We start from the raw sequence: 20,666 nt of genomic DNA on the forward strand, positions 1-20,666 counted from the left end.
ATGCTGCTCGATGGTGTAGCCAGACTCGGGTCACGCCCTCGCGTCCCATGTGGTTTCGTGCGGCTATTTCGGTACATGTGCCGAGGCGCGCGCATAACATCCCTATTGTCTATTGCTAGGCGATGGAGGCGGATTGAGCGGACTCGATAACCTCGATTTCTTCACCGACAAGTCGCTCGTCGATGACCCCAACGACTACTACGACGCGATCCGTCGTTGCCCAGCACGGCGTGAGCCGGCGCATGGCGTGGTGATGGTGTCGGGGTATGACGAGGCTGTCGCCGTCCAACGCGACGCCGAGCAGAACTTTTCGGTGTGCAACATAGTCAGCGGACCATGGTCGGGGATTCCGAAGAAAACCGACAGTGACGACATTTCGGATCTGATCGAACAGCACCGCCACCGAGTTACGTTCGGCGACTACTTCATCACGTTTGATCCTCCGCGGCATACCGCGCACCGCTCACTGTTGAACAGGTTGTTTACGCCCAAGCAGCTCAAGAAGAACGAGGATTTCCTGTGGCGTCTGGCCGACGAGCAACTCGACTCCTTCGTCGCGCAGGGCAAGTGCGAGATCGTCTTCGACTACAACTTTCCGTTCACGCTCGTCGCGATCATCAATTTGCTGGGCGTGCCCGAGGCCGACCATGACCGATTCCGCCGCGCTGCGACGGCCAGCAGGCTCGAAGGCGAACGTAGCGGCTTCGTCGGCGTAAAAGAAGAGTGGTTCGTCGAGTACATCGAGGAGCGGCGGCGCACGCCGCGCGAGGATGTGCTCACCGAGCTTGCGCTGGCCAAGTTTCCCGACGGCACGACGCCCGCCGCGATTGACGTTGCCCGCGTTGCCACGTTCATGTTCGCTGCCGGCCACGGCACCACGATCGATCTGCTGAGTCTCGCAATGCTAATGCTGGCGGAGCGACCGGACTTGCAAGAGCAGCTGCGCGAGGACCGCTCAAAGGTCCCCGCGTTCATTGAGGAAATGCTGCGCTTCGAAAGCCCGATCAAATCGAATTTCCGCATGGCGCGGCGCACCACCAAAATAGGCGACGTCGATGTACAAGCCGGCACCAGCGTACTGGTGATGAATGGTGCCGCAAATCGCGATCCACGACGGTTCGAGGAGCCCAGGGAATTTCGCCTCGAACGCCCAAACATATTGCAACACATCGCATTCGGCCGTGGTATCCACACTTGTCCGGGTGCCCCGATCGCCCGCGCCGAAGCGCGGGTGAGTTTGGAACGAATCCTCGACCGGATGGCCGACATTCGGCTTTCAGAAGCCGAGCATGGTCCGGTGGGCGATCGTCGTCTCAAATGGGACCGCACCTTCTTGTTCAGGCGCCTCAAGGAATTGCATCTCGAGTTCACGCCGGTTGACTGAACTTTCCCCATTGCAAAAACGCGGTTTATCAAATCGCGGGACGACTTTTTCAGCGTGTGCACCGTCATGCCGCGGTCACCAACCGTCCAGCAGCAATGCGGCCTGGGCGGAGGTCAGCCGCACTGCTGCCCAACGGGTACCAGCGGGTTCGACCGAAAATGTGTATCTGATCGGGTTTTTGGCTACCAGTTCTTGAGATTGCCGTAGCGTACGGCTAAGCCGACTCCCAACGATGCAGAGCTGGCGGTACATCACTAGACGACTCAACGCGCGGAGCGAGCCCGATGCCCGTCGAACCGAGCACGCCAGGCGGTGCGAGCAGAAACATCTCGACCAGGCTGCCGCCTCGCTGGTTTGTCGCCGCGGTCACCGCGATCGGCGGCATGCAGTTGATGGCAACGATGGACGGCATGATCGCGGTCGTCGCGCTTCCGCGGATCCAGAATGAGCTCGGCATGTCCGATGCCGCGCGGAGCTGGGTGATCATCGGCTACGTGCTGACCTTTGGCGGGCTGGTACTGCTGGGCGGCCGTCTCGGTGACAGCATCGGGCGCAAACGCGCCTTCATCGGCGGCGTCGCGCTGTTCACTATCGTCTCGGCGATATGCGGCATCGCCTGGGACGGGGGCGTGCTCGTTTCGGCGCGGCTGCTGCAGGGCGTGGCCGCCGCGATCATCGCCCCGACCGGTATGGCGCTGGTGGCGACCACATTCGCCAAGGGCCCGTTGCGCAATGCTGCGATGGCGGTGTTGGGGGCGATCGGCGGTCTCAGCTCGATACTGGGCCTCGTGGTGGGCGGGGTGCTCACCGAGGTGTCGTGGCGGCTGGTGTTTTTGGTGAACGTGCCGATCGGGCTGCTGGTTCTCTATCTGGCCCACATCGCGCTGCGGGAAACGGAGAAGGAGCGGATAAAGCTCGACGCGGCTGGGGCAGCGTTGGCCACGTTGGTCTTTACCGCGGCCGTGCTCGGCTTTTCGATGGGGCCGGAGAAGGGCTGGCTGTCGCCCATCACTATCGGTTCGGGGGTCGTGGCCCTGGGCGCTTTCGTGGCGTTCGTGATGGTGGAGCGCAGGGCGGAGAACCCCGTCCTGCCATTCAGCTTGTTCTTCGACCGCAACCGGCTGGCCATGTTTGCAGCCATCTTTCTGGCCGGCGGGGTGATGTTCACCCTGGCCCTCGTCATCGGTCTGTATGTCCAGGACATCATGGGTTACAGCACGCTGCGCGCGGGCGTGTGCTTCATCCCGTTCGCCATCGCGGTGGGTGTCGGGGCGGGCGTGTCGTCGCGGCTGGTGATGTCGTTACCGCCGCGCGTGGTGGTGATCATCGGCGGCGTCGTCGTGCTGGGCGCGGCGCTCTACGCCTCGATGCTGCACCGCGGCGTTCCGTACTTCCCGAATTTGGTGATGCCCCTCGTCGTCGCCGGTATCGGTATCGGCGTGATCAACGTGCCGGTCGCGCTCTCGCTGATCGCCAGTGTCGGTTTGGACCGGATTGGGCCCATATCGGCGATCTCGCTCATGCTGTCCCGTCTCGGCGGACCGGTGGTGCTGGCCGTTGTCCAGGCCGCAATCACGTCGCGCACGCTGCATCTCGGCGGCACCGTCGGGCCGGTGAAGTACATGAACGCCGCCCAGTTGCATGCGCTGGACCAGGGCTACACCTACGGCCTGCGGTGGCTGGCCGGGGTGGCCCTCCTGGTCTGTGGGGTGGCGCTGCTCATTGGCTACAGCGCGCAACAGGTGGCACATGCGGCGGAAGTCAAGAAAGCCATCGACGCGGGGGAACTGGAGCCTGATGCCAACCCGCACAACAGCACCGGCTCCGCGGAGCGCCTTTAGCCTGCCATTCGCAGTCCGCGGTCACCGGCTACCGAGCTGGCTCAGGGCTGGCAGTGCAACGCCACCGGCGGCACCGCCAGGTCCACGAAGTAGCGCATCACCGTGTTGTCCACGCACTGGTTGCCGTTGAACACCGCCGTGTGCTGGGTTCCGTCATAGGTGATCAGCGGGGCGCCCAGCTGCTGGGCCAGGTTCACCCCGGCCTGATACGGGGTTGCCGGGTCGTGGGTGGTGGACACCACCACGACTTTGCCGAACGGCACCTGCGGCGCGGCGTGCGGTGTGGTCGTCGCCGGCACCGGCCACAGCCCGCACAAATCGCGGGGTGCGTTGCCGGTGAACGGCCCGTAGCTGAGGAACGGAGCGGCCTGGCGGATCTGCTGATCGGCAGCGACCCAGCTCGCGGAATCCGTCGGGGACGGCGCGTCCACGCAACGGATCGCGTTGAACGCGTCCTGGCCGTTGTCGTAATGCCCGTGTTTGTCGCGGCCGTCGTAGTCGTCGGCGAGCATCAGCAGGTCACCGGCGTCGGTATGACGCTGCAGCCCGAGCAGACCGCTGGTCAGGTACTTCCAGTGCGCCGGCGTGTAAAGCGCGTTGATGGTGCCGGTGGTCGCGTCGGCGTACCCAAGACCGCGTGGGTCCGACGTCGGACCCGGCTTGGCGACCAGCGGGTCGACCAGGGCGTGGTACCGGTCGACCCATTTTGTCGGGTCGGTGCCCAGCGGGCAGGCCGGCGAGCGAGCGCAGTCGGCGGCGTAGTCATTGAAGGCGGTCTGGAATCCCGCCATTTGCTTGATGTTCTCCTCGATCGGGCCGACGGTCGGGTCGATGGCGCCGTCGAGCACCATCGCCCGCACATGGTCCGCGAACCGTTCGAGGTAGGCGGTGCCCAACTCGGTGCCGTAGCTGAAACCCAGGTAGTTGATCTGCTCGTCGCCCAGGGCCTGGCGGACCATGTCCATGTCGCGCGCGGCGGACGCGGTGCCGATGTTGGCCAGGAACGGGAGGCCCATCTTGTCGGCGCACTCCTTGGCCAACTGCTTGTAGACCTGCTCGATGTGGGCGACTCCGGCGGGGCTGTAGTCCACCATCGGGTCACGCCGGAACGCGTCGAACTCGGCGTCGGTGCGGCACCGCAGTTCCGGCGTGGAATGGCCAACGCCTCGTGGGTCGAAGCCCACCAGGTCGAAGTGGCGACGGATATCGGTGCCATCCAGGTCAGGCGCCAAACCCGCCGCCATGTCGACGGCCGACGCCCCGGGTCCGCCCGGATTAACCAGCAGCGACCCGATCCGCTGCTCAGTTGCCGGGATCCGGATCACCGCCAACTTGGCTTGCGCGCCACCGGGGTTGTTGTAGTCGATCGGGACCGGCACCGTCGCGCACTTCGCGGTGGGTATGTCACGGGTATCGCCGCCGAGCAACTCGCTGCAGCTGCCCCAGTTCGGCTTCGCCACCGCCGGCGGCTGCGGGTTCTGCGTCTGTCCCGCACCGGGCCCGGGCTCGGGAGTGGCGCCGGCCACCGGCAGCACCGCCGGCTGCCCGAAACACAACAACCCCCCGGCGAACACTGAAAAAAGCGCCGAGCTCAATGGTCTCCGGCGCGACATGGCTGTCATCGTTGCAGCCACGCATTCCCGCCATGACGCGAAATGATCACGCCTTGGTCACTTTGCTGAGGAGGGGTTGGGTCGCACGTGTTCAGCACTTGGCGCCGGCCGGCGGCGTGGTGCCATCGATCAGGTACGCCGTTATTTTGTTGTCGATGCAGTCGTTGCCCTCGAAGACCACCGTGTGCTGAGTGCCGTCGAAGGTAAGCAGCGACCCGTGCAGTTGGTTGGCCAGGTCTACTCCGGCCTGGTACGGAGTCGCCGGATCATGCGTCGTAGACACCACCACCATCGGCGCCATGCCGGGCGCCGAGACGAGATGGGGCTTGCTGGTGGGCGGCACCGGCCAGAAGGCGCAGGTGCCCAACGGGGCGTGACCGGTGAACTTGCCGTAGCTCATGAACGGTGCGAGCTCCCGCGATCGGCGGTCTTCGTCGACGACCTTGGCCCGGTCGGTGACCGGGGGCTGGTCGACGCAGTTGATCGCCACCCGAGCGTCGGTGGCGTTGTTGTAGTGGCCTTTTGAATCGCGGCGCATGTACATATCGGCCAGCGCAAGCAGGGTGTCTCCGCGACCGTTGCGCAACTCGTCCAGGCCGTCGGTCAGGTGGCGCCACAGCGTCGGCGAGTACAGCGCCATGATGGTGCCGATGATGGCGTCGCTGTAGCTCAGCTGACGCGGGTCGTTGGTTTTCGCCGGCTTGCTGACCATTTGGTTGTTCGGGTCGACCAGCGGGTCGACCAGGCTGTGGTAGACGTCGACGGCCTTGGTCGGGTCGGTGCCCAGCGGACAAGTGGGCTTTTTCGCGCAGTCCGCGGCGTAGTCGTTGAACGCGTCCTGGAATCCCTTGGCCTGACGCAGGTCGGCCTCGACGGGATCGGCATTGGGGTCGACGGCGCCGTCGAGGATCATCGACCGTACGTTCTGCGGGTAGGCCTCGGCGTAGGCGGAGCCGATCCGGGTGCCGTACGAGTAGCCCAGGTAGGTCAGCTTGGCGTCACCCAGCGCCGCGCGAATCGCGTCCAGGTCCCGGGCGACGTTGACGGTGCCGACGTTGCGCAGGAAGTTCACCCCCATCTTGGTGACGCAGCGGGCGACGAACTCCTTGGTCTCGTCCTCGATGTGCTGCACACCCGCCGGGCTGTAGTCGACACCCGGCTCGGCCCGCAGCCGATCGTTGTCCGCGTCGGAGTTACACCAGATCGCCGGCCGCGACAACCCCACCCCGCGGGGGTCGAACCCAACCAGGTCGAACCGTTCGCGGACCTTCTGCGGCAACGACTGGACAATCCCCAGGGCGGCGTCGACACCGGACTCACCGGGACCGCCGGGATTGATGACCAGCGAACCGATTTTGTTTCCGGTCGCAGCAAAGCGAACCAACCCCAGCACCGTGACGTCGCCGTTGAGGTGGTCGTAGTCGACCGGCACCGCGATCCTGCCGCACATTGCGCCGGCCGGTAGCTTGGCCGGGTTTTTGGCGCGGCACGGAGACCACTCCACCGGCTGGCCCAGCCTGGGCCCCGCCATCCGGGGGTGCCCGTCGACAACGCGGAGACAGCCGGCGAGCAGCATCGCCACGGCAGCGATCGCCGTCCAGATCAGCAGCGTGCGCGCGATCTTGTCGCGGCGAGACAGACACATGCCAACACATGCTGCCAGAGGCCCCGGCAGATGCTGGCTAGCGGCCGGTTACCCGGGATTACCACCGTGATGAAGCCGACCCGACGGCAACGACTGCAACCGACGATGGCATGTCTCACAGCGGGCACACGGTGACAACGGCGGATGTGAGATGGCAGACTGTGGGGGTCAGACGAACCCGGGGACCCGTTAGGGCCACGAGGATCGACCGGACTAAACCACTAGGGACAAAGATGTCTTCGAAGTCTGAGCAAAATGTCTATGGGTCCAGCACGTCCACCTCGTCTACGGGATCAGCGCCCGCCGCGCCACGGACCAAGATCCGCACCCACCACCTGCAGAAACGGAAGGCCGAAGGCCACAAGTGGGGCATGCTCACGGCCTACGACTATTCGACCGCCCGGGTCTTCGACGAGGCCGGCATTCCGGTGCTGCTGGTCGGCGACTCCGCTGCCAATGTGGTCTACGGCTACGACACCACGGTGCCGGTTTCCATCGACGAGTTGATCCCGCTGGTGCGGGGCGTGGTTCGGGGTGCCCAGCACGCGCTGGTCGTCGCCGACCTGCCGTTCGGCAGCTACGAAGCCGGACCCACCGCCGCGCTGGCCGCCGCTACCCGGTTCATGAAGGAGGGCGGCGCGCACGCCGTCAAGCTCGAGGGCGGTGAGCGGGTCGCCGAGCAAATCGCGTTTTTGACCGCCGCGGGCATCCCGGTGATGGCGCACATCGGGTTCACGCCCCAAAGCGTCAACACCCTCGGCGGCTTCCGGGTGCAGGGCCGCGGCGACGCCGCCGAGCAGACCATCGCCGACGCCATCGCGGTCGCCGAAGCCGGGGCGTTCTCCGTCGTCATGGAAATGGTGCCGGCCGAACTGGCCACTCAGATCACCGGCAAGCTGACCATTCCGACAATCGGGATCGGAGCCGGCCCCAATTGCGACGGCCAGGTCCTGGTCTGGCAGGACATGGCCGGCCTCAGCAGCGGCAAGGCGGCCCGCTTCGTCCGGCGGTATGCGGACATCGCCGGTGAATTACGCCGTGCTGCAACGCAATACGCCGAAGACGTGGCCAGCGGGGTGTTCCCCGCCGACGAGCACTGCTTCTGAGTCAACCGACCTGCAGCACGATCCTTCAGCGCAGATGGCCGGCAGCGAAGCCGTCCGGAACGCCGTCGCTTTGATGTGGCACTCTATGGATGCATCCACGACCACGACCGCGACGCGCCCCCACCGGAGGCAACGATGCCTGTAAACGCGCCCAAGACGTCGCGTCATACCGAGGTGGAACGCAAGTTCGACGTCGGCGAGTCGACGGTGTCGCCGTCGTTCGAGGGCATCGCCGCGGTGGCTCGAGTCGGAAAGTCGCCGGTCAAATCGCTGGATGCGATTTACTTCGACACCCCGACACAGGATCTGGCGCGTAACAAAATCACGCTGCGGCGCCGCACCGGTGGCGCCGATGCCGGTTGGCACCTGAAGTTGCCCGACGGCCCGGATGCGCGCACCGAGATCCACGCACCCCTCTCCACCGGCACCGATCCCGGCCACTCGGTGCCGGCAGAGCTGCTGGACGTGGTACTGGCGATCGTTCGCGACCGCCCCGTTGAGCCGGTCGCGCGTATCACCACCCAGCGGGAAAGCCAAGTGCTGTACAGCGTGGAGGGCGAGGCGCTGGCGGAGTTCAGCAACGACCACGTCACCGCCTGGACCCTCAGCGATGGCTCCGACAACGGCCCCGCCCAGCAAGATTGGCGCGAATGGGAAGTGGAGCTCATCGCGACCAATGGGACCGCTGATGCCGAATTGTTGAACCGCCTGAGCAATCGGCTGCTTGATGCCGGCGCCGAACCCGCCGGTCACGGCTCCAAGCTGGCGCGCGTGCTGGCCGCCACGTTGCAGACCGACGCCAACCAGCCACCCGCCGACCCGGTACACCGCGCGGTGGCCGAGCTGGTCGACGAGCTGCTGGTCTGGGATCGCGCCGTGCGCGCCGACGTCGACGACGCCGTACACCAAATGCGGGTAATCACCCGCAAGATTCGCAGCCTGCTGCGGGATGCCCAGGATTCGTTGGGGGCGACCGACGGGGCATGGATCCTCGATGAACTGCGCGAGCTGGCCGGTGTTCTGGGTGTGGCGCGCGACGCCGAGGTGCTCGCGGAGCGCTACCAGCATCAATTGGACCAGCTGGCACCGGAACTGGTGCGTGGACCCATTAGGGAGCGTCTGGTCGGGGGTGCGCAGCGCCGTTACCAGACCGGGCTGCGGCGGTCGCTGATCGCGATGCGGTCGCCGCGATACTTCCATCTGCTGGATGCCCTCGATGCGATGCTCGCCGAGATTCCGACCGCCCAGACGGGTGACGAAGCGACGCCGGTCACCATCGACGCGGCCTACAAGCGGGTCCGCAAGGCCGCCAAACGGGCAAGGGCCGCCGGTGAAGCAGGCGAGCACGACCGTGACGAGGCGCTGCACCGAATCCGCAAGCGCGCCAAACGACTTCGCTATACCGCGGCGGCCACCGGGGCAGATAAAGTGTCCGATCGGGCCAAGGCCATCCAGTCGCTGCTCGGCGATCATCAGGACAGCGTGGTGAGCCGCGAACACCTGAGTCACCAGGCCGAAGCCGCGCACAGCGCGGGCGAGGACACTTTCACCTACGGCCTGCTCTACCAGCGCGAGAGCGACTTCGCCGAGACTTGCCGGCAGCAGCTGGGCGACGCGCTGCGCAAGCTCCACAAGGCGGTGCGCAAAGCGCGGCCATAAGCGCGGCGAGCAGACGCAAAAGCACCCATTTTGAGCCCAAAATGGGTGCTTTTGCGTCTGCTCGGCAAAGGCGGGCGAGTTGGCCTGTAAGCCGGATTCTGTTCCTCACCGCCGCGGCGTAAGCAACGGCGGCAAGGCGGCGACCATCCATCTGGGCACTCCGTTGCCGGGTGCCTCGAGCGGTCTACCCGCAGGCTCGGGCGAGCAACCCTCGGACGCCTGCGCGGCCGCACCTTCCGGTGCGGCCTTCTTGACCTTGCTTCGGGTGGGGTTTGCCGAGCCATCCCGGTCACCCGGGATGCTGGTGCGCTCTTACCGCACCGTTTCACCCTTACCACCGCGAGGGTGGCGGTCTGTTTTCTGTGGCACTTTCCCGCGAGTCACCTCGGATTGCTGTTAGCAATCACCCTGCTCTGTGAAGTCCGGACTTTCCTCGACTCACCACCGGAGGTGCGAGCCGCGGCCGCCCAGCCAACTCGTCCGCGACGAACACGGTACTCGCTGCGGCATACCGCGGCCAATAGCTGCGAACCAGCCGCCGCGGACTTGGGGCGCGGAAGAAAGGTCAGTTCATTCCACGAAGCGCTATCACATGCGCTATCGCATTTCGCAACGGATGGAGCCGTCTGCGGCGGTGCTGAAGTGGCGCGTGTGACTGAGCTGCATTCACAATCGCTCACTGGTAGAACGTGCTAATGGCCCCGTGGGAAAAGCGCGTCGACTCCGGTGATTGGGACGCCATAACCGCCGAGGTCAACGAATACGGTGGCGCGCTGTTGCCCAGGCTGATCACGACAAGCGAAGCGGCACGGCTGCGCAAGCTGTACTCCGACGACGGCTTGTTCCGCTCGACCATCGACATGGCGCCCAAGCGGTACGGCGCCGGACAATACCGTTATTTCCAGGCGCCGTATCCCGAGCCGATCGAACGCCTCAAGCAGGCGCTTTACCCCAGGCTGTTGCCGATCGCCCGCGACTGGTGGACCAAGCTGGGCCGCCACGCCCCTTGGCCGGACAGCCTCGACGAGTGGCTGGCGGAATGCCATGCCGCCGGCCAGACCAGGTCGACTGCCCTGATGTTGAAGTACGGCGCCGACGACTGGAATGCCCTGCACCGAGATCTGTACGGCGACTTGGTGTTTCCGCTGCAGGTGGTGATCAACCTGAGCGATCCGGAGCGCGATTACACCGGCGGCGAGTTCCTGCTCGTCGAGCAACGGCTCCGGGCCCAATCCCGAGGTACTGCAACGCAATTACCGCAAGGGCATGGTTTTGTGTTCACCACTCGGGAGCGGCCGGTGCCGTCAAAGCGGGGCTGGTCGGCGGCGCCGGTGCGGCACGGACTTTCGACGGTCCGTTCCGGCGAACGCTATGCCATGGGACTGATTTTCCACGACGCCGCCTGACGACTATCGTCGCCGCGTGAACACTCCTCCGGAACAGCTGAAGGTAGTCATCGCCGGCGGCAACGGGTCGTTGGGCCGTCGGTTCGCCGCCGATCTGGGCAGTCGCGGCCACGACGTGGTCACCTTGACCCGTCGCGTCGACCCGACACTTGGCGTGCGCCAAGTCCTATGGGACGGCCGCACAGTCGGCGACTGGGCCGCCGAACTCGACGGAGCCAATACCGCAGTCATCAACCTGGCCGGCAAGCTGGTGGACTGCCGGCCCACCCGCAGCAACGTCGCCGAGCTCAGAGACAGCAGGGTGCTACCCACCAGGGCGCTCGTCGAAGCCAGTCGGCAACTGAAAACCCCGCTGGCACACTGGATTCAGGCCAGCACCACCGCGATCTGGTCGGATGCCGGCGAGACCCGATGCGACGAAACCACACCGCTGCCCACTGGCCTACCGCAGATGACTGGCGTGGCCGAACCGTGGGAACATGCGGTCGACGGCGCCAACACACGTCATGGCGTGATCCTGCGCACCGCCGTGGTGCTCGACCCGGACTCCCCCGCGCTGACCCGACTGGTGGGGCTCACCAGATACGGGCTGGGCGGACGTGTCGGCACGGGCCGCCAGTGGTTTTCCTGGATTCACCTGTCGGACTGGCTGGCAATCGTCCGCGCGTGTCTGGGCTTGTCGCCGGAGGTGACCATCCCGTCGGGCGTGCTCGTCGCGGCCACCGATCATCCGGTACGCAACCGCGACCTGATGGCCACCCTCCGTCGGCAACTGCACCGACCGGCCGCGCCGCCCACGCCGGCCGCACTGGTGAAGCTCGGGGCGGTCGTGTTGCGCACCGATCCCGCGCTCGGACTGACCGGACGGTATGTGACGTCAAAAGTATTGAAAGACAGCGGCTTTGTATTCAGCTTTCCGACGCTCGAGGCGGCCCTGGCCAACCTGTTGAGTTAGAAGCAGACGATGCTTCGGGCGCCGCGTCCGGCGGTCATGTCGCTGAACGCCGCCTCGACGTCATCGATCCCGACCCGTCGTGTCACCAAAGCCTCGAGATCCAGCCGGCCGCTTCGGGCGAGGTCAGCCAGCACCGGGATATCGCGGGCCGGGTCACTCGCCCCATAGACGCTGCCCTGAATCTTCTTGCCGTCGGACATCAACGACAGCGCGGGAAGCGTCACCTCTTCTTTCAGGCCCGCGGCACCCACCAGCGTCACCTTGCCGCCGCGGCGGGTGGCTTCATAGGCAGCGCGGATCGTCGCAGGCTTGCCCACCACCTCGATTCCGTGATCCACCCCGGTGCCACCGGTGAGATCACGTACGGCAGTGGCGAGATCGGCCGCACTGGCGTCGACGGTGTCGGTCGCTCCGTTGGCCACAGCCGTGGGAAGCTGGCCAGCCATCCGGTCGGCGGCGATGATCCGACCCGCGCCGGCCAGCCGGGCTCCCTGAATCGCGGCCAAACCTACACCGCCGCAACCGATTACCAGTACGCTCTCCCCCGGGCGGACGGCCGCGGTGTGCATCACCGCACCAACCCCGGTAGTAACACCGCAGCCCAGCAACGCGGCCTGATCGAGGGGCAGCGACTCGTCGACCCGAACCACCGCCGCGGCCGGCAGCAGCGTCTCTTCGGCCAACGACGCGACGCCCATTCCCGGCCACACCGGGCCGGCGCCTTGGGCGTACGGAGCGCCGTAGACGTGGTCGTAGCTGTGCAGACACAGCTCGGTTTCGCCGCGCAGGCAGTGCGGACACGACCGGCATGGCACGCTCCACGTCAGCACCACGTGCTCACCCGGTTTGACGGTGGTGACGTTGTCACCCACCTCGGTGACGATCCCGGCGCCCTCGTGACCGAGCGTGCACGGCAGCAACGTCGGTATGGACCCGTCGCGCAGCGACAGGTCGCTGTGGCATACGCCGCTGGCGGCCAGCCGAACCCGCACCTCGTGGCCGGCGAGCGGCCGCAGCTCCAGCTCCTCCACCCTGGTGGGCTGCCCGACCTCGCGCAGTACGACAGCCTTCATAACGACTTACGATGGCGGGACGACCGCACCGGGTCAAGCGTGCGCCAAAGGACCCAAAGAGGATATGCACCATGACGGGATCAACAACGACGGCGGAATCGGTTTTGACGATCGGCGGCGAGCCGCAGCCAGGAGCCGCCGGCAGCTATCCCGTGCACAACCCGGCCAGGCCGGCCGAGATCGTCGGCCACGCTCCAGCGGCCGACCTCAGTCAGCTCGATGCGGCGGTGGCCGCCGCGCGGCGGGCGGCTGCGGGGTGGCGGGCGCTCAGCATCGCCGAGCGCGTCGCCGCCATCTCGGCCGCGGCGGCAACAGCGGCCGAACAGCTGACCGGGCACGACGGCGCGCGGCTATACACCCGCGAGCACGGCAAGGTGCTCGCCGAGGCGACGTTCGAACTCAACACCGGACCCGGCCTGGCCGGCCTGATCGGGTCGATGGCCGAGACCGCGCTGGCGCCTGAGCAGATCGACAAGGGTTCCGCATACCCGCGGCTGCACCGCGAGCCGTTCGGCGTTGCCGCGCTGGTGCTGCCGTTCAACTGGCCGATCGCGCTCACGATGACCAAGCTGACGTCGGCCTTGGTCGCCGGCAACACGTGCGTGGTCAAGATGCCGCCGACCTGTCCGCTAACGGCGCTGCAACTCGCCGGGGCGCTGGCTGCCGCGTTGCCGCCGGGCGTGGTGAACGTGCTGTCCGGACCGGGCAGCGAGCTGGCGCAGGCGCTGGTCACCCATCTGGGCATCGACCTGATCTCGCTGACCGGCGGGGTCGCCACCGGACGTGCCGTAATGGCGGCCGCCGCGCGGCGGCTCACGCCGGTGCTGCTCGAACTTGGCGGCAACGACGCGGCGATCATCGCGCCGGACATCAACGTCAGCGACGAGCTGGTGCAGCGGCTGGTCACGGCGACTTACACCACCGGCGGTCAGGTCTGCATGGCGATCAAGCGGCTGTATGCGCCCACAGGACTGGTCGACGAGCTGGCCGACGCGGTGCTTGCGCGCTGCGAGCGCGAGGTGGTCGGCGACGGGCTTGCCGAGGAGACGACGCTCGGCCCGCTGCACACCGCCGCCGGACGCGACCGCGTTGCCACGCTGGTCGGCGACGCCGAAGCACGCGGCGCCAAAGTCCGGACCGCCGGACGGATCCGCGACGACGACGCCGACGCGGGCGGGTACTTCGCGTTACCAACCGTCGTCACCGATCTGGCCCCGAACTCGCCGCTGGCCACCGAAGAGCAGTTTGGTCCGGTATTGCCGATCTTCGGCTACGACGACATCGACGAGGCCGTAACAGCCGCCAATGCAACCGAATTCGGGCTTACCGCATCGGTATGGACCGGCGACGACGCACTTGCCGACCGGGTCGCCGGGCGGCTGGTGGCGGGCACCGTCAGCATCAACTGCCACGGCATGGCCGCCCAGGACCCGCGGTTGCCGTTCGGTGGCTGCGGCCAGTCCGGCATCGGCCGCGAGCTCGGCGTCGAGGGGATCCGGGCCTTCACCCAGCCGCGGACGTTCGTTCGGCACCCCGTGCCGAGCTAGCGGCCTCTAGCGCGAATCCGCATGGAGCTGCCAGGCTGTCTCGCGCCATCGGCGGTACTGATTTCTGCGAAGCGGGAGTTCTCCGCGTACGGCCCCTCACACTGGGCGGTGCTCACGGTGTTCGCGATCGGGTCCGCGGCGCTGGTCTGGATCGGACACCGACAGAGCGAATCGCAGGCCCGGCTCCTCGGCCGCGTCCTTGGGGCGGTGACCGCGGTGGTATACGGTGCGGGTCTGGTCCATACACTGCTCCCGCCTACCATCGCGGATTCGGTGCCGCTGCGCCTGACCGATCTTGCAACCCTCACGACGGCCTACGCATTGTGGTCGCAGCGACATTGGGCCTTCGCACTCACCTACTACTGGGGCTTGGTCCTAAGCACACAGGCGTTGATCTCACCGGTTCTATACGCCCCAGACTTCCCTGGATATGAATTCCTTTGGTTTTGGGCGATCCACCTGCTCGTCGTATGGGCGGCCATCTATCTCACGTTCGGACGAGGGATGCGACCGCGCTGGCGCAGCTACCGCATCGCGGTCATCACGACCCTGGTATGGGCGGCAGTCACCTTGTCGTTCAACACAATCGCGGGAACGAATTACGGCTTCCTCAACGCAAAACCCGCCACCCCGACGCTCCTGGACATGCTCGGGCGATGGCCGGTCTACCTACTGACCGGGGGCACCCTCATTGTCTTCATTTGGGCTCTCATGACCTGGCCGTGGGAGCGGAAGGCAGTTCGGGTAGGGCGCAGTGAACAGCAGGGCCGGGTCCCCGATTAGCAACAGGACGCGATTCAGCGGAGACGAGCCCGCAGTCGACCGCGATCGGTATTGCCCCGGAAAGTGGGCGGTTGTTCGAGACGCCTAAGTTGTGGGCGTGGAAGCTCGCGCCGTGCTGGCTACCCCACTGTCGGGGCCGCTGGCCAGATTCGGGAACGCAGGCGCGAGCGCCCTTGCTCTCTGGGCGCGGCGATCCGGAGTAAGGCTCGAGGTGATCGACGCTCACCCCTCCGCGGCGTCGGCTATCCGGGCCGCCGAGGCGACCCGCCCCGACGTGATGTTCGGGCCCTACGGTTCGGGTCCGGCGCTAGCGGCCGCGGCCGCCGGAAAAGGGGTCATCTGGAACCACGGTGGCGCCACCGCCCAGTTGGCGCGGCCGGCGTATCCGGGTGTTGTCAATGTGGCGTCTCCCGCCTACCGCTATCTCGCCGCGGTGCTCGAAACCCTTGCCGCCGAAGGTCTTGGCGAGGGGTCGGAGGTGGTAGTAGTCCACGTCGACACCGGGTTCGGCCGCGAGGCCGCCGAAGGGGCGGCGATGGCTGCGCACCGACTCGGTCTCCTGCGGCGGTCGGTCACTTTTCGGCCAGGCCGGGCGAGTGACGTGCTGGCGCAGGTCCCGGCGGGCGATGTGCTGCTATCGGCCGGTTCCTTCGATGATGACGTCGCCATCGCGCAGTGGGCCAGCGCAAACCGTTGGCGCGCAGTTGGATTGGTCGCTGCCGGAGTCGATGAGCTCCAGCAGGCCATCGGTGATCGCGTTGAGGGGCTTTACGGACCGTGCCAGTGGTTCGACGACGGGACAGATGATCCCGCGGACGGACCCAACAGCGAGTGGTTCAGCCATTGTTACCGGGACGCGAACGGTACTGAGCCGCCCTATCCGGCTGCTGCGGCATTCGCCGCGGGTGTCGTTTGGCAGCGCTGCGTGCAGGAAGCTGGAACCGTTGAGCCGTTGCCGGTGCTGGCCGCGGCACAACAACTCGACACCACCACGTTGTTCGGTCGGTTTCGTGTCGACCCGGTCACCGGCGTGCAGACCGGCCATCAGATTCGCGTCGTTCAGTGGCGAGGCAGACAGCGGGTGCTGGTCGATCGGCCGCTTCGTCGGACGTGAGCGTATCGAGCGTTGCTGATCACGAAGCGGAAATTCCGAAGTTCGTGTGATGAATCTGTTGCCGGTTCGCCTGCACGGCAAGGTGTTTACGATCACCAATAGCAACGCGAGTACAGTAGTTCGATGGCTGTTGCCGCGTCGAATGAGCGGATGATTGCGGGGGTCGCTGCCGCGGCCGTCTCGCTCGGGGTAGCCCAACTGGTGGGTATCCCGTTCGGTGCGCGAGCCGATGCGCGAACTGCGATTGCCTCGGCCGTCGTCGACCTGACGCCGGGGCCCGTCAAAGAGTGGACGATTAAGGCCCTGGGCTCACTGGACAAATTCTTCTTGGCAATCGCGGTGCTCGTCGTGATCGCCGCGATCGCTGCAATCGCAGGGACCCTCGAAACTCGGCGCCGCCCACTCGGCAGCGCCGTGATCGCCGCGGCGGGCATTCTCGGATGTATCGCGGTGCTGTCGCGGCAGGGCTCGACAGCAATCGACACGATCCCCACCGTCGTCGGCGCTGCCTGCGGCGTGGCGGCCCTACGCTTCCTCACGCGTCGGTTATGGCCCATACAAGAAGACGCAATAGAGGCAGCCGAGCACGACGAACCGGATTCCGGCAGACGCAGATTGGTCATGTTCGGATTGCTCGGGTTCGGCATCGTGAGTGGTGTGTTTGGTGCGGTCATCACGCGGTTGGCGTATTCGGTGTCCGCCGATCGCAGCAACTTCGCACTTCCCCGACCGCGCAGACCGGCACCGCCAATAGCGGCTGATGTGCAACCGAACGGCGTTGCGCTACCGAGATTTGTCACGGCCAGCGCTGACTTTTATCGGGTAGACACCGCGCTCATAGTTCCCCAACTCAGCCACTCGGACTGGCGGCTGCGCATCCACGGCATGGTAGACCGCGAAATCACCTACAGCTTCAACGACCTCGCCAAGTTCGACGTCGTCGAAACGGTGACCACGTTAACTTGTGTCTCAAATCCCGTTGGGGGAAACCTTATTTCGACGGGAGTCTGGACCGGCTACCGGATAGCGGATCTGCTGGCGGCGGCCGGTGTGCACGCCGACGCAGACATGCTGCTCTCGACGTCGATCGACGGATTCACCGCTGGCACGCCGGTGGAGGTGCTCACCGATGGCCGCGAGGCGCTCCTTGCTGTCGGCCTCAATGGTCAGCCGCTGCCCATCGAGCACGGTTATCCGGCCCGGCTGGTAGTACCCGGTCTGTACGGTTACGTGTCGGCCACCAAGTGGGTCGTCGAGATGGAGCTGACGCGCTTCGACAGATCGAAAGCGTACTGGACGCGGCAGGGCTGGGCATCGCGTGCACCCATCAAGACCGAGTCCCGCATCGACGTTCCGAAAGGTGGGCAGAAGGTGCCGATCGGGCCCGTGGTGTTTGGCGGAGTCGCGTGGGCACAGAATCGTGGCGTGCGCGCCGTCGAGGTCCTCATCGACGACGGCGGGTGGCAGCCCGCCGCACAGGGCGCCAGCTATTCCAACGAAACGTGGCGGTTGTGGAGCTTCCCCTGGCAAGCGAAAAGCCCCGGAAGACACAGCATCACGGTGCGCGCCATCGACAACACTGGCGCAGTCCAAACTGCAGATCAGGCCGATACCGTCCCAGACGGCGCCACCGGCTGGCACACGGTGCACTTCACCGTGACGCAATGAATCACTATTTCGCCGACAATTTCCGCCAACTGAACAGCGCAATCACGATGCCGACCAGCACCGTGATCGGACCGATGATGGACCAGGTGGTGGTGTTGCTCATCGGGCTACCACCAAGCACTCCAAACCCCTGCAGCGCCCAAATTAGACCGAACACCGCGACAAGCAACCCGACCGCGAACGTGACGACGAAAGTCCTTCTCATACAGGGATGCTACGCGCTGAAGAGGAGATCGTCGCCGCGAAGAATCGGCGCAGCGAGTCCGCCATCTGTGCGCGAACGGGTGCACCCGAGATGACCACGTCGACCATCGCCAACGACTGGTGGGTATGACCGCGGGCGCGGATGTGCTCTGCCGGGACGCCGGCCGCATCGAGCGCGGCCGCGTAGGCCTCACCGTCGTCGCGCAGGGGATCGAACTCGGCCGTCACCACAATCGCGGGCGGCAGCCCGGACAGGTCGTCAGCACGGATGGGTGCGAAACGGGGATCGCTTTGATCGGAGGGATCGATGTAGTGGTCGCCGAACCACCGGACCAGCGGCGTCGTGAGACCATAGCCGTCCGCATTCTCGACGAAGGATGCGCATGTCGTCTCGCCGGCCGTCATCGGTGTCAACAACGCCTGTCCCACGATGTTCGGTCCATCCATATCCCGCGCCAGCCGGCACACCACCGCGGCGATTCCACCACCCGCACTCCAGCCACACACCGCGAGCTGCCCCGGTTTGCCGCCGAGCGCCTCGGCGTTGTCGGCCACCCACTGCACCGCAGCCATGGCGTCATGGACAGCCGCCGGGAATCGATGCTCGGGCGCGTGGCGGTAGTCTGCCGAGACGACGACCGCGTCGCTGCGCACGCAAAGGTCCCGGCATAGCGGATCATCCGAGATAGCGTCACCCAACACGTAGCCGCCGCCGTGGAAATACACGACGATCGGGTGCGGGCCCGGGGTTGGCGGTCGGTAGAGCCGATACGCCAGATCACCTGTGGCGCCTGGCAGTACGCCATCGACGATTTCGCCGACGTCTGGTCCAGGCGGTCGTTCGATTGACATCTGCGTGTAGAAAGCGCGGGCGTCCGCGACGGCCATCGATTCCAGCGGAGGCAGATTCAGCGCCGCCACCGCGTTGAGGACCATCTCGACGTCGGGTTGCAGGCGGCGCACCACTCCGTCGTTGCACTGCGACCCGTTGGGGCCAGAGCGCTTGAAACCCAGATAATCGCGGGCGATCACCTCGTCGCAGCTGGCGCGGTAGAAGTCGAAACCTGCGCAGTAAGGGAGAAAAACCCGTGGCTTGCCAGGCACATTGGCGCCGATGTACCAAGAGTTCGCGGCCGGGTAGAGGGTGATGTCGGCGCAGTCGTTGACATGTTGTGTCCATCCGGCCTCGGCCATCTCGGTTGGTTCGATGACATCGAATCCGCCTGCGCTCAGGTGACCGATGCAGTCGAGCACCCAGTCGGCGTGCTGTTCGATCGAGACGACCATGTTCGACAGCACCGACGGGCTCCCGGGACCCGTGATGAGAAACAGGTTCGGAAAGCCGGCCGTGGTCAAGCCGAGGTAGGTCTGCGGTCCGCTCGCCCATTTTCCCCTGAGCGCCAAATCGTTTCGGCCTCTGATGTCGACGGCCGTTATCGCACCCGTGACGGCGTCGAAACCGGTGGCGAAGACGATCGCGTCAAAGGTGAACGACTCGTCGACGGTATCGATGCCGGATTCGGTGACCTGCCGGACCGGATGCTTCCGGACATTCACGAGGCGCACATGCGGCAGGTTGTAGGTGGCGTAGTAGTTCGTGTCCAGGCACGGCCTTTTCGTCCCGATGGGGTGATCGATGGGGCACAGGTCGGCCGCCGTGTGCGGATCGCCGACGATCGAACGGATCTTGTTCCGGAAGAACTCGGCGAACTCGTGGTTGGCCGCGGAGTTGCTCAGCACGTCGGCGAAGACATTAATCGCCTCGAATAGCAGGCCGCCCTCCCAGGCTCGCTCAAATTGTTGTTGCCGTTGGATTTCCGAGACGCTGAGGGTCGGGATGATGCTGCGCTCCATGGGAATGCCGGCGGGCGAAACCTTGGCCGCCGCGCGGTATTCCGTCTCGTTTGCCAGTTGCGCGAGCTTCTCGGGCGGCAGCGGGCCATTGCGCGCCGGAATCGAGAAATTCGGAGTGCGCTGAAACACCACCAGCTCTCGCGCTTCCTGGGCGATCATCGGAATCACCTGCACGCCCGAGGAACCCGTGCCGATGACTGCTACCCGCTTGTCCCGGAAGACAACTGGCTCATGCGGCCAGTTGCTGGTGAAGTACACCTCGCCGCCGAACCGCTCAAGTCCGCCGATCTCGGCTGGCTTGGGCATGGACAGACAGCCGGTGGCCATCACGACGAAACGGGCGGTGACATCGCCACCGTCGGTGCGCACATACCACATCGACGCATCGTCAACCCAGCGTGCCTGCCGGACTCGCGTGGAGAAGCTAATGTGACGCCGCAGGTCGTGCTTATCTGCGACGTGGTTCAAATAGCGCAGTATCTCCGGCTGAGTGGCGTACTTCTCCGACCACTGCCAGTCCCGCTGCCAGTCGGGATCGAAACTGTACATGTAGTCGATGCTGGGCACATCCACCCGGGCTCCCGGATACCGGTTCCAGTACCACGTGCCGCCGAGGTCGCCGCCCGCTTCGAAGACGCGGAATCGGTACCCAGCGTGACTCAGACGATAGGCGAGATACAGGCCGGCGATGCCTGCGCCCACGACGACAACATCGACGTCAGGGGTCGGTCGTTGTGCGCTGGCTGTGTCGGTCATCCTCTGATCATCACCGCCAGGCCGGCCGGTTGTCTCGAGTATGGCAATACTTGATTTC

The 20,666-nt window shown here is 65.7% G+C and carries 15 protein-coding genes and 1 other RNA gene; 10 read left to right on the plus strand and 6 right to left on the minus strand.

Going from position 1 to position 20,666, the window contains the following annotated elements; translation table 11 throughout:
* The first annotated feature begins 133 nt into the window (after nt 1–133).
* A complete protein-coding gene (locus tag AC5Y21_RS21265; protein WP_499915183.1) occupies nt 134–1,384 on the plus strand; it encodes a cytochrome P450 in 1,251 nt (416 codons plus the stop codon).
* A 284-nt stretch (nt 1,385–1,668) separates the two neighbouring features.
* On the plus strand, nt 1,669–3,225 hold the full coding sequence (locus AC5Y21_RS21270; protein WP_499915184.1) for an MFS transporter: 1,557 nt from the start codon (nt 1,669–1,671) through the stop codon (nt 3,223–3,225).
* 41 nt (nt 3,226–3,266) lie between these two features.
* On the opposite strand, the gene AC5Y21_RS21275 is transcribed toward AC5Y21_RS21270, so the two are convergent.
* Both AC5Y21_RS21275 and AC5Y21_RS21280 read right to left on the minus strand, forming a co-directional pair.
* Nucleotides 3,267–4,847 carry an alpha/beta hydrolase gene (locus AC5Y21_RS21275; RefSeq protein ID WP_499915185.1) on the minus strand — a complete coding sequence of 527 codons (1,581 nt, stop codon included), beginning with the start codon at nt 4,845–4,847 and terminating at the stop codon, nt 3,267–3,269.
* Between the two features lie 82 nt (nt 4,848–4,929).
* Nucleotides 4,930–6,483: an alpha/beta hydrolase gene (locus AC5Y21_RS21280; RefSeq protein WP_499915186.1), complete on the minus strand. Its 1,554-nt coding sequence runs from the start codon at nt 6,481–6,483 to the stop codon at nt 4,930–4,932.
* 233 nt (nt 6,484–6,716) lie between these two features.
* Between AC5Y21_RS21280 and panB the strand changes: the two genes are divergently transcribed.
* Both panB and AC5Y21_RS21290 read left to right on the plus strand, forming a co-directional pair.
* Nucleotides 6,717–7,589, plus strand: coding sequence for a 3-methyl-2-oxobutanoate hydroxymethyltransferase (panB, locus tag AC5Y21_RS21285; protein WP_499915187.1), 873 nt, complete (start codon nt 6,717–6,719; stop codon nt 7,587–7,589).
* Nucleotides 7,590–7,724: 135 nt separating this feature from the next.
* Complete coding sequence (locus AC5Y21_RS21290; protein ID WP_499915188.1) at nt 7,725–9,248, plus strand: CYTH and CHAD domain-containing protein; 1,524 nt, start codon at nt 7,725–7,727, stop codon at nt 9,246–9,248.
* Between the two features lie 71 nt (nt 9,249–9,319).
* Here AC5Y21_RS21290 and rnpB read toward each other — a convergent pair.
* Nucleotides 9,320–9,727: RNase P RNA component class A (gene rnpB, locus AC5Y21_RS21295), an RNA gene on the minus strand.
* Between the two features lie 216 nt (nt 9,728–9,943).
* On the opposite strand from rnpB, the gene AC5Y21_RS21300 reads away from it, so the two are divergent.
* Together AC5Y21_RS21300 and AC5Y21_RS21305 are read left to right on the plus strand one after the other, a co-directional pair.
* A complete protein-coding gene (locus AC5Y21_RS21300) occupies nt 9,944–10,654 on the plus strand; it encodes a 2OG-Fe(II) oxygenase (RefSeq protein ID WP_499915189.1) in 711 nt (236 codons plus the stop codon).
* Between the two features lie 16 nt (nt 10,655–10,670).
* Nucleotides 10,671–11,609, plus strand: coding sequence for an epimerase (locus AC5Y21_RS21305; protein ID WP_499915190.1), 939 nt, complete (start codon nt 10,671–10,673; stop codon nt 11,607–11,609).
* Here AC5Y21_RS21305 and AC5Y21_RS21310 read toward each other — a convergent pair.
* Entirely contained in the window at nt 11,606–12,682 is a 1,077-nt protein-coding gene (locus AC5Y21_RS21310) for a Zn-dependent alcohol dehydrogenase (RefSeq protein WP_499915191.1), read from the minus strand. The two genes, AC5Y21_RS21305 and AC5Y21_RS21310, sit on opposite strands and share 4 nt — an antisense overlap.
* A gap of 71 nt (nt 12,683–12,753) precedes the next feature.
* On the opposite strand from AC5Y21_RS21310, the gene AC5Y21_RS21315 reads away from it, so the two are divergent.
* The 4 genes from AC5Y21_RS21315 (at nt 12,754) to AC5Y21_RS21330 (ending at nt 17,794) form a co-directional block, all read left to right on the plus strand.
* The gene (locus tag AC5Y21_RS21315) at nt 12,754–14,229 is read left to right on the plus strand and encodes an aldehyde dehydrogenase family protein (protein WP_499915192.1); all 1,476 of its coding nucleotides are present in this window, start codon (nt 12,754–12,756) and stop codon (nt 14,227–14,229) included.
* A gap of 21 nt (nt 14,230–14,250) precedes the next feature.
* The gene (locus tag AC5Y21_RS21320; protein ID WP_499915193.1) at nt 14,251–15,012 is read left to right on the plus strand and encodes a YwaF family protein; all 762 of its coding nucleotides are present in this window, start codon (nt 14,251–14,253) and stop codon (nt 15,010–15,012) included.
* Between the two features lie 97 nt (nt 15,013–15,109).
* Complete coding sequence (locus AC5Y21_RS21325; protein WP_499915194.1) at nt 15,110–16,126, plus strand: ABC transporter substrate-binding protein; 1,017 nt, start codon at nt 15,110–15,112, stop codon at nt 16,124–16,126.
* Between the two features lie 123 nt (nt 16,127–16,249).
* Entirely contained in the window at nt 16,250–17,794 is a 1,545-nt protein-coding gene (locus tag AC5Y21_RS21330; protein ID WP_499915195.1) for a molybdopterin-dependent oxidoreductase, read from the plus strand.
* Between the two features lie 4 nt (nt 17,795–17,798).
* Here AC5Y21_RS21330 and AC5Y21_RS21335 read toward each other — a convergent pair whose 3' ends face one another.
* On the minus strand, nt 17,799–17,999 hold the full coding sequence (locus AC5Y21_RS21335; RefSeq protein WP_499915196.1) for a hypothetical protein: 201 nt from the start codon (nt 17,997–17,999) through the stop codon (nt 17,799–17,801).
* A complete protein-coding gene (locus tag AC5Y21_RS21340) occupies nt 17,996–20,608 on the minus strand; it encodes a flavin-containing monooxygenase (protein ID WP_499915197.1) in 2,613 nt (870 codons plus the stop codon). Before AC5Y21_RS21340 ends, AC5Y21_RS21335 begins: the two co-directional genes overlap by 4 nt.
* Nucleotides 20,609–20,666: the final 58 nt, after the last annotated feature.

The organism is Mycobacterium sp. NGS41 (assembly GCF_059812725.1).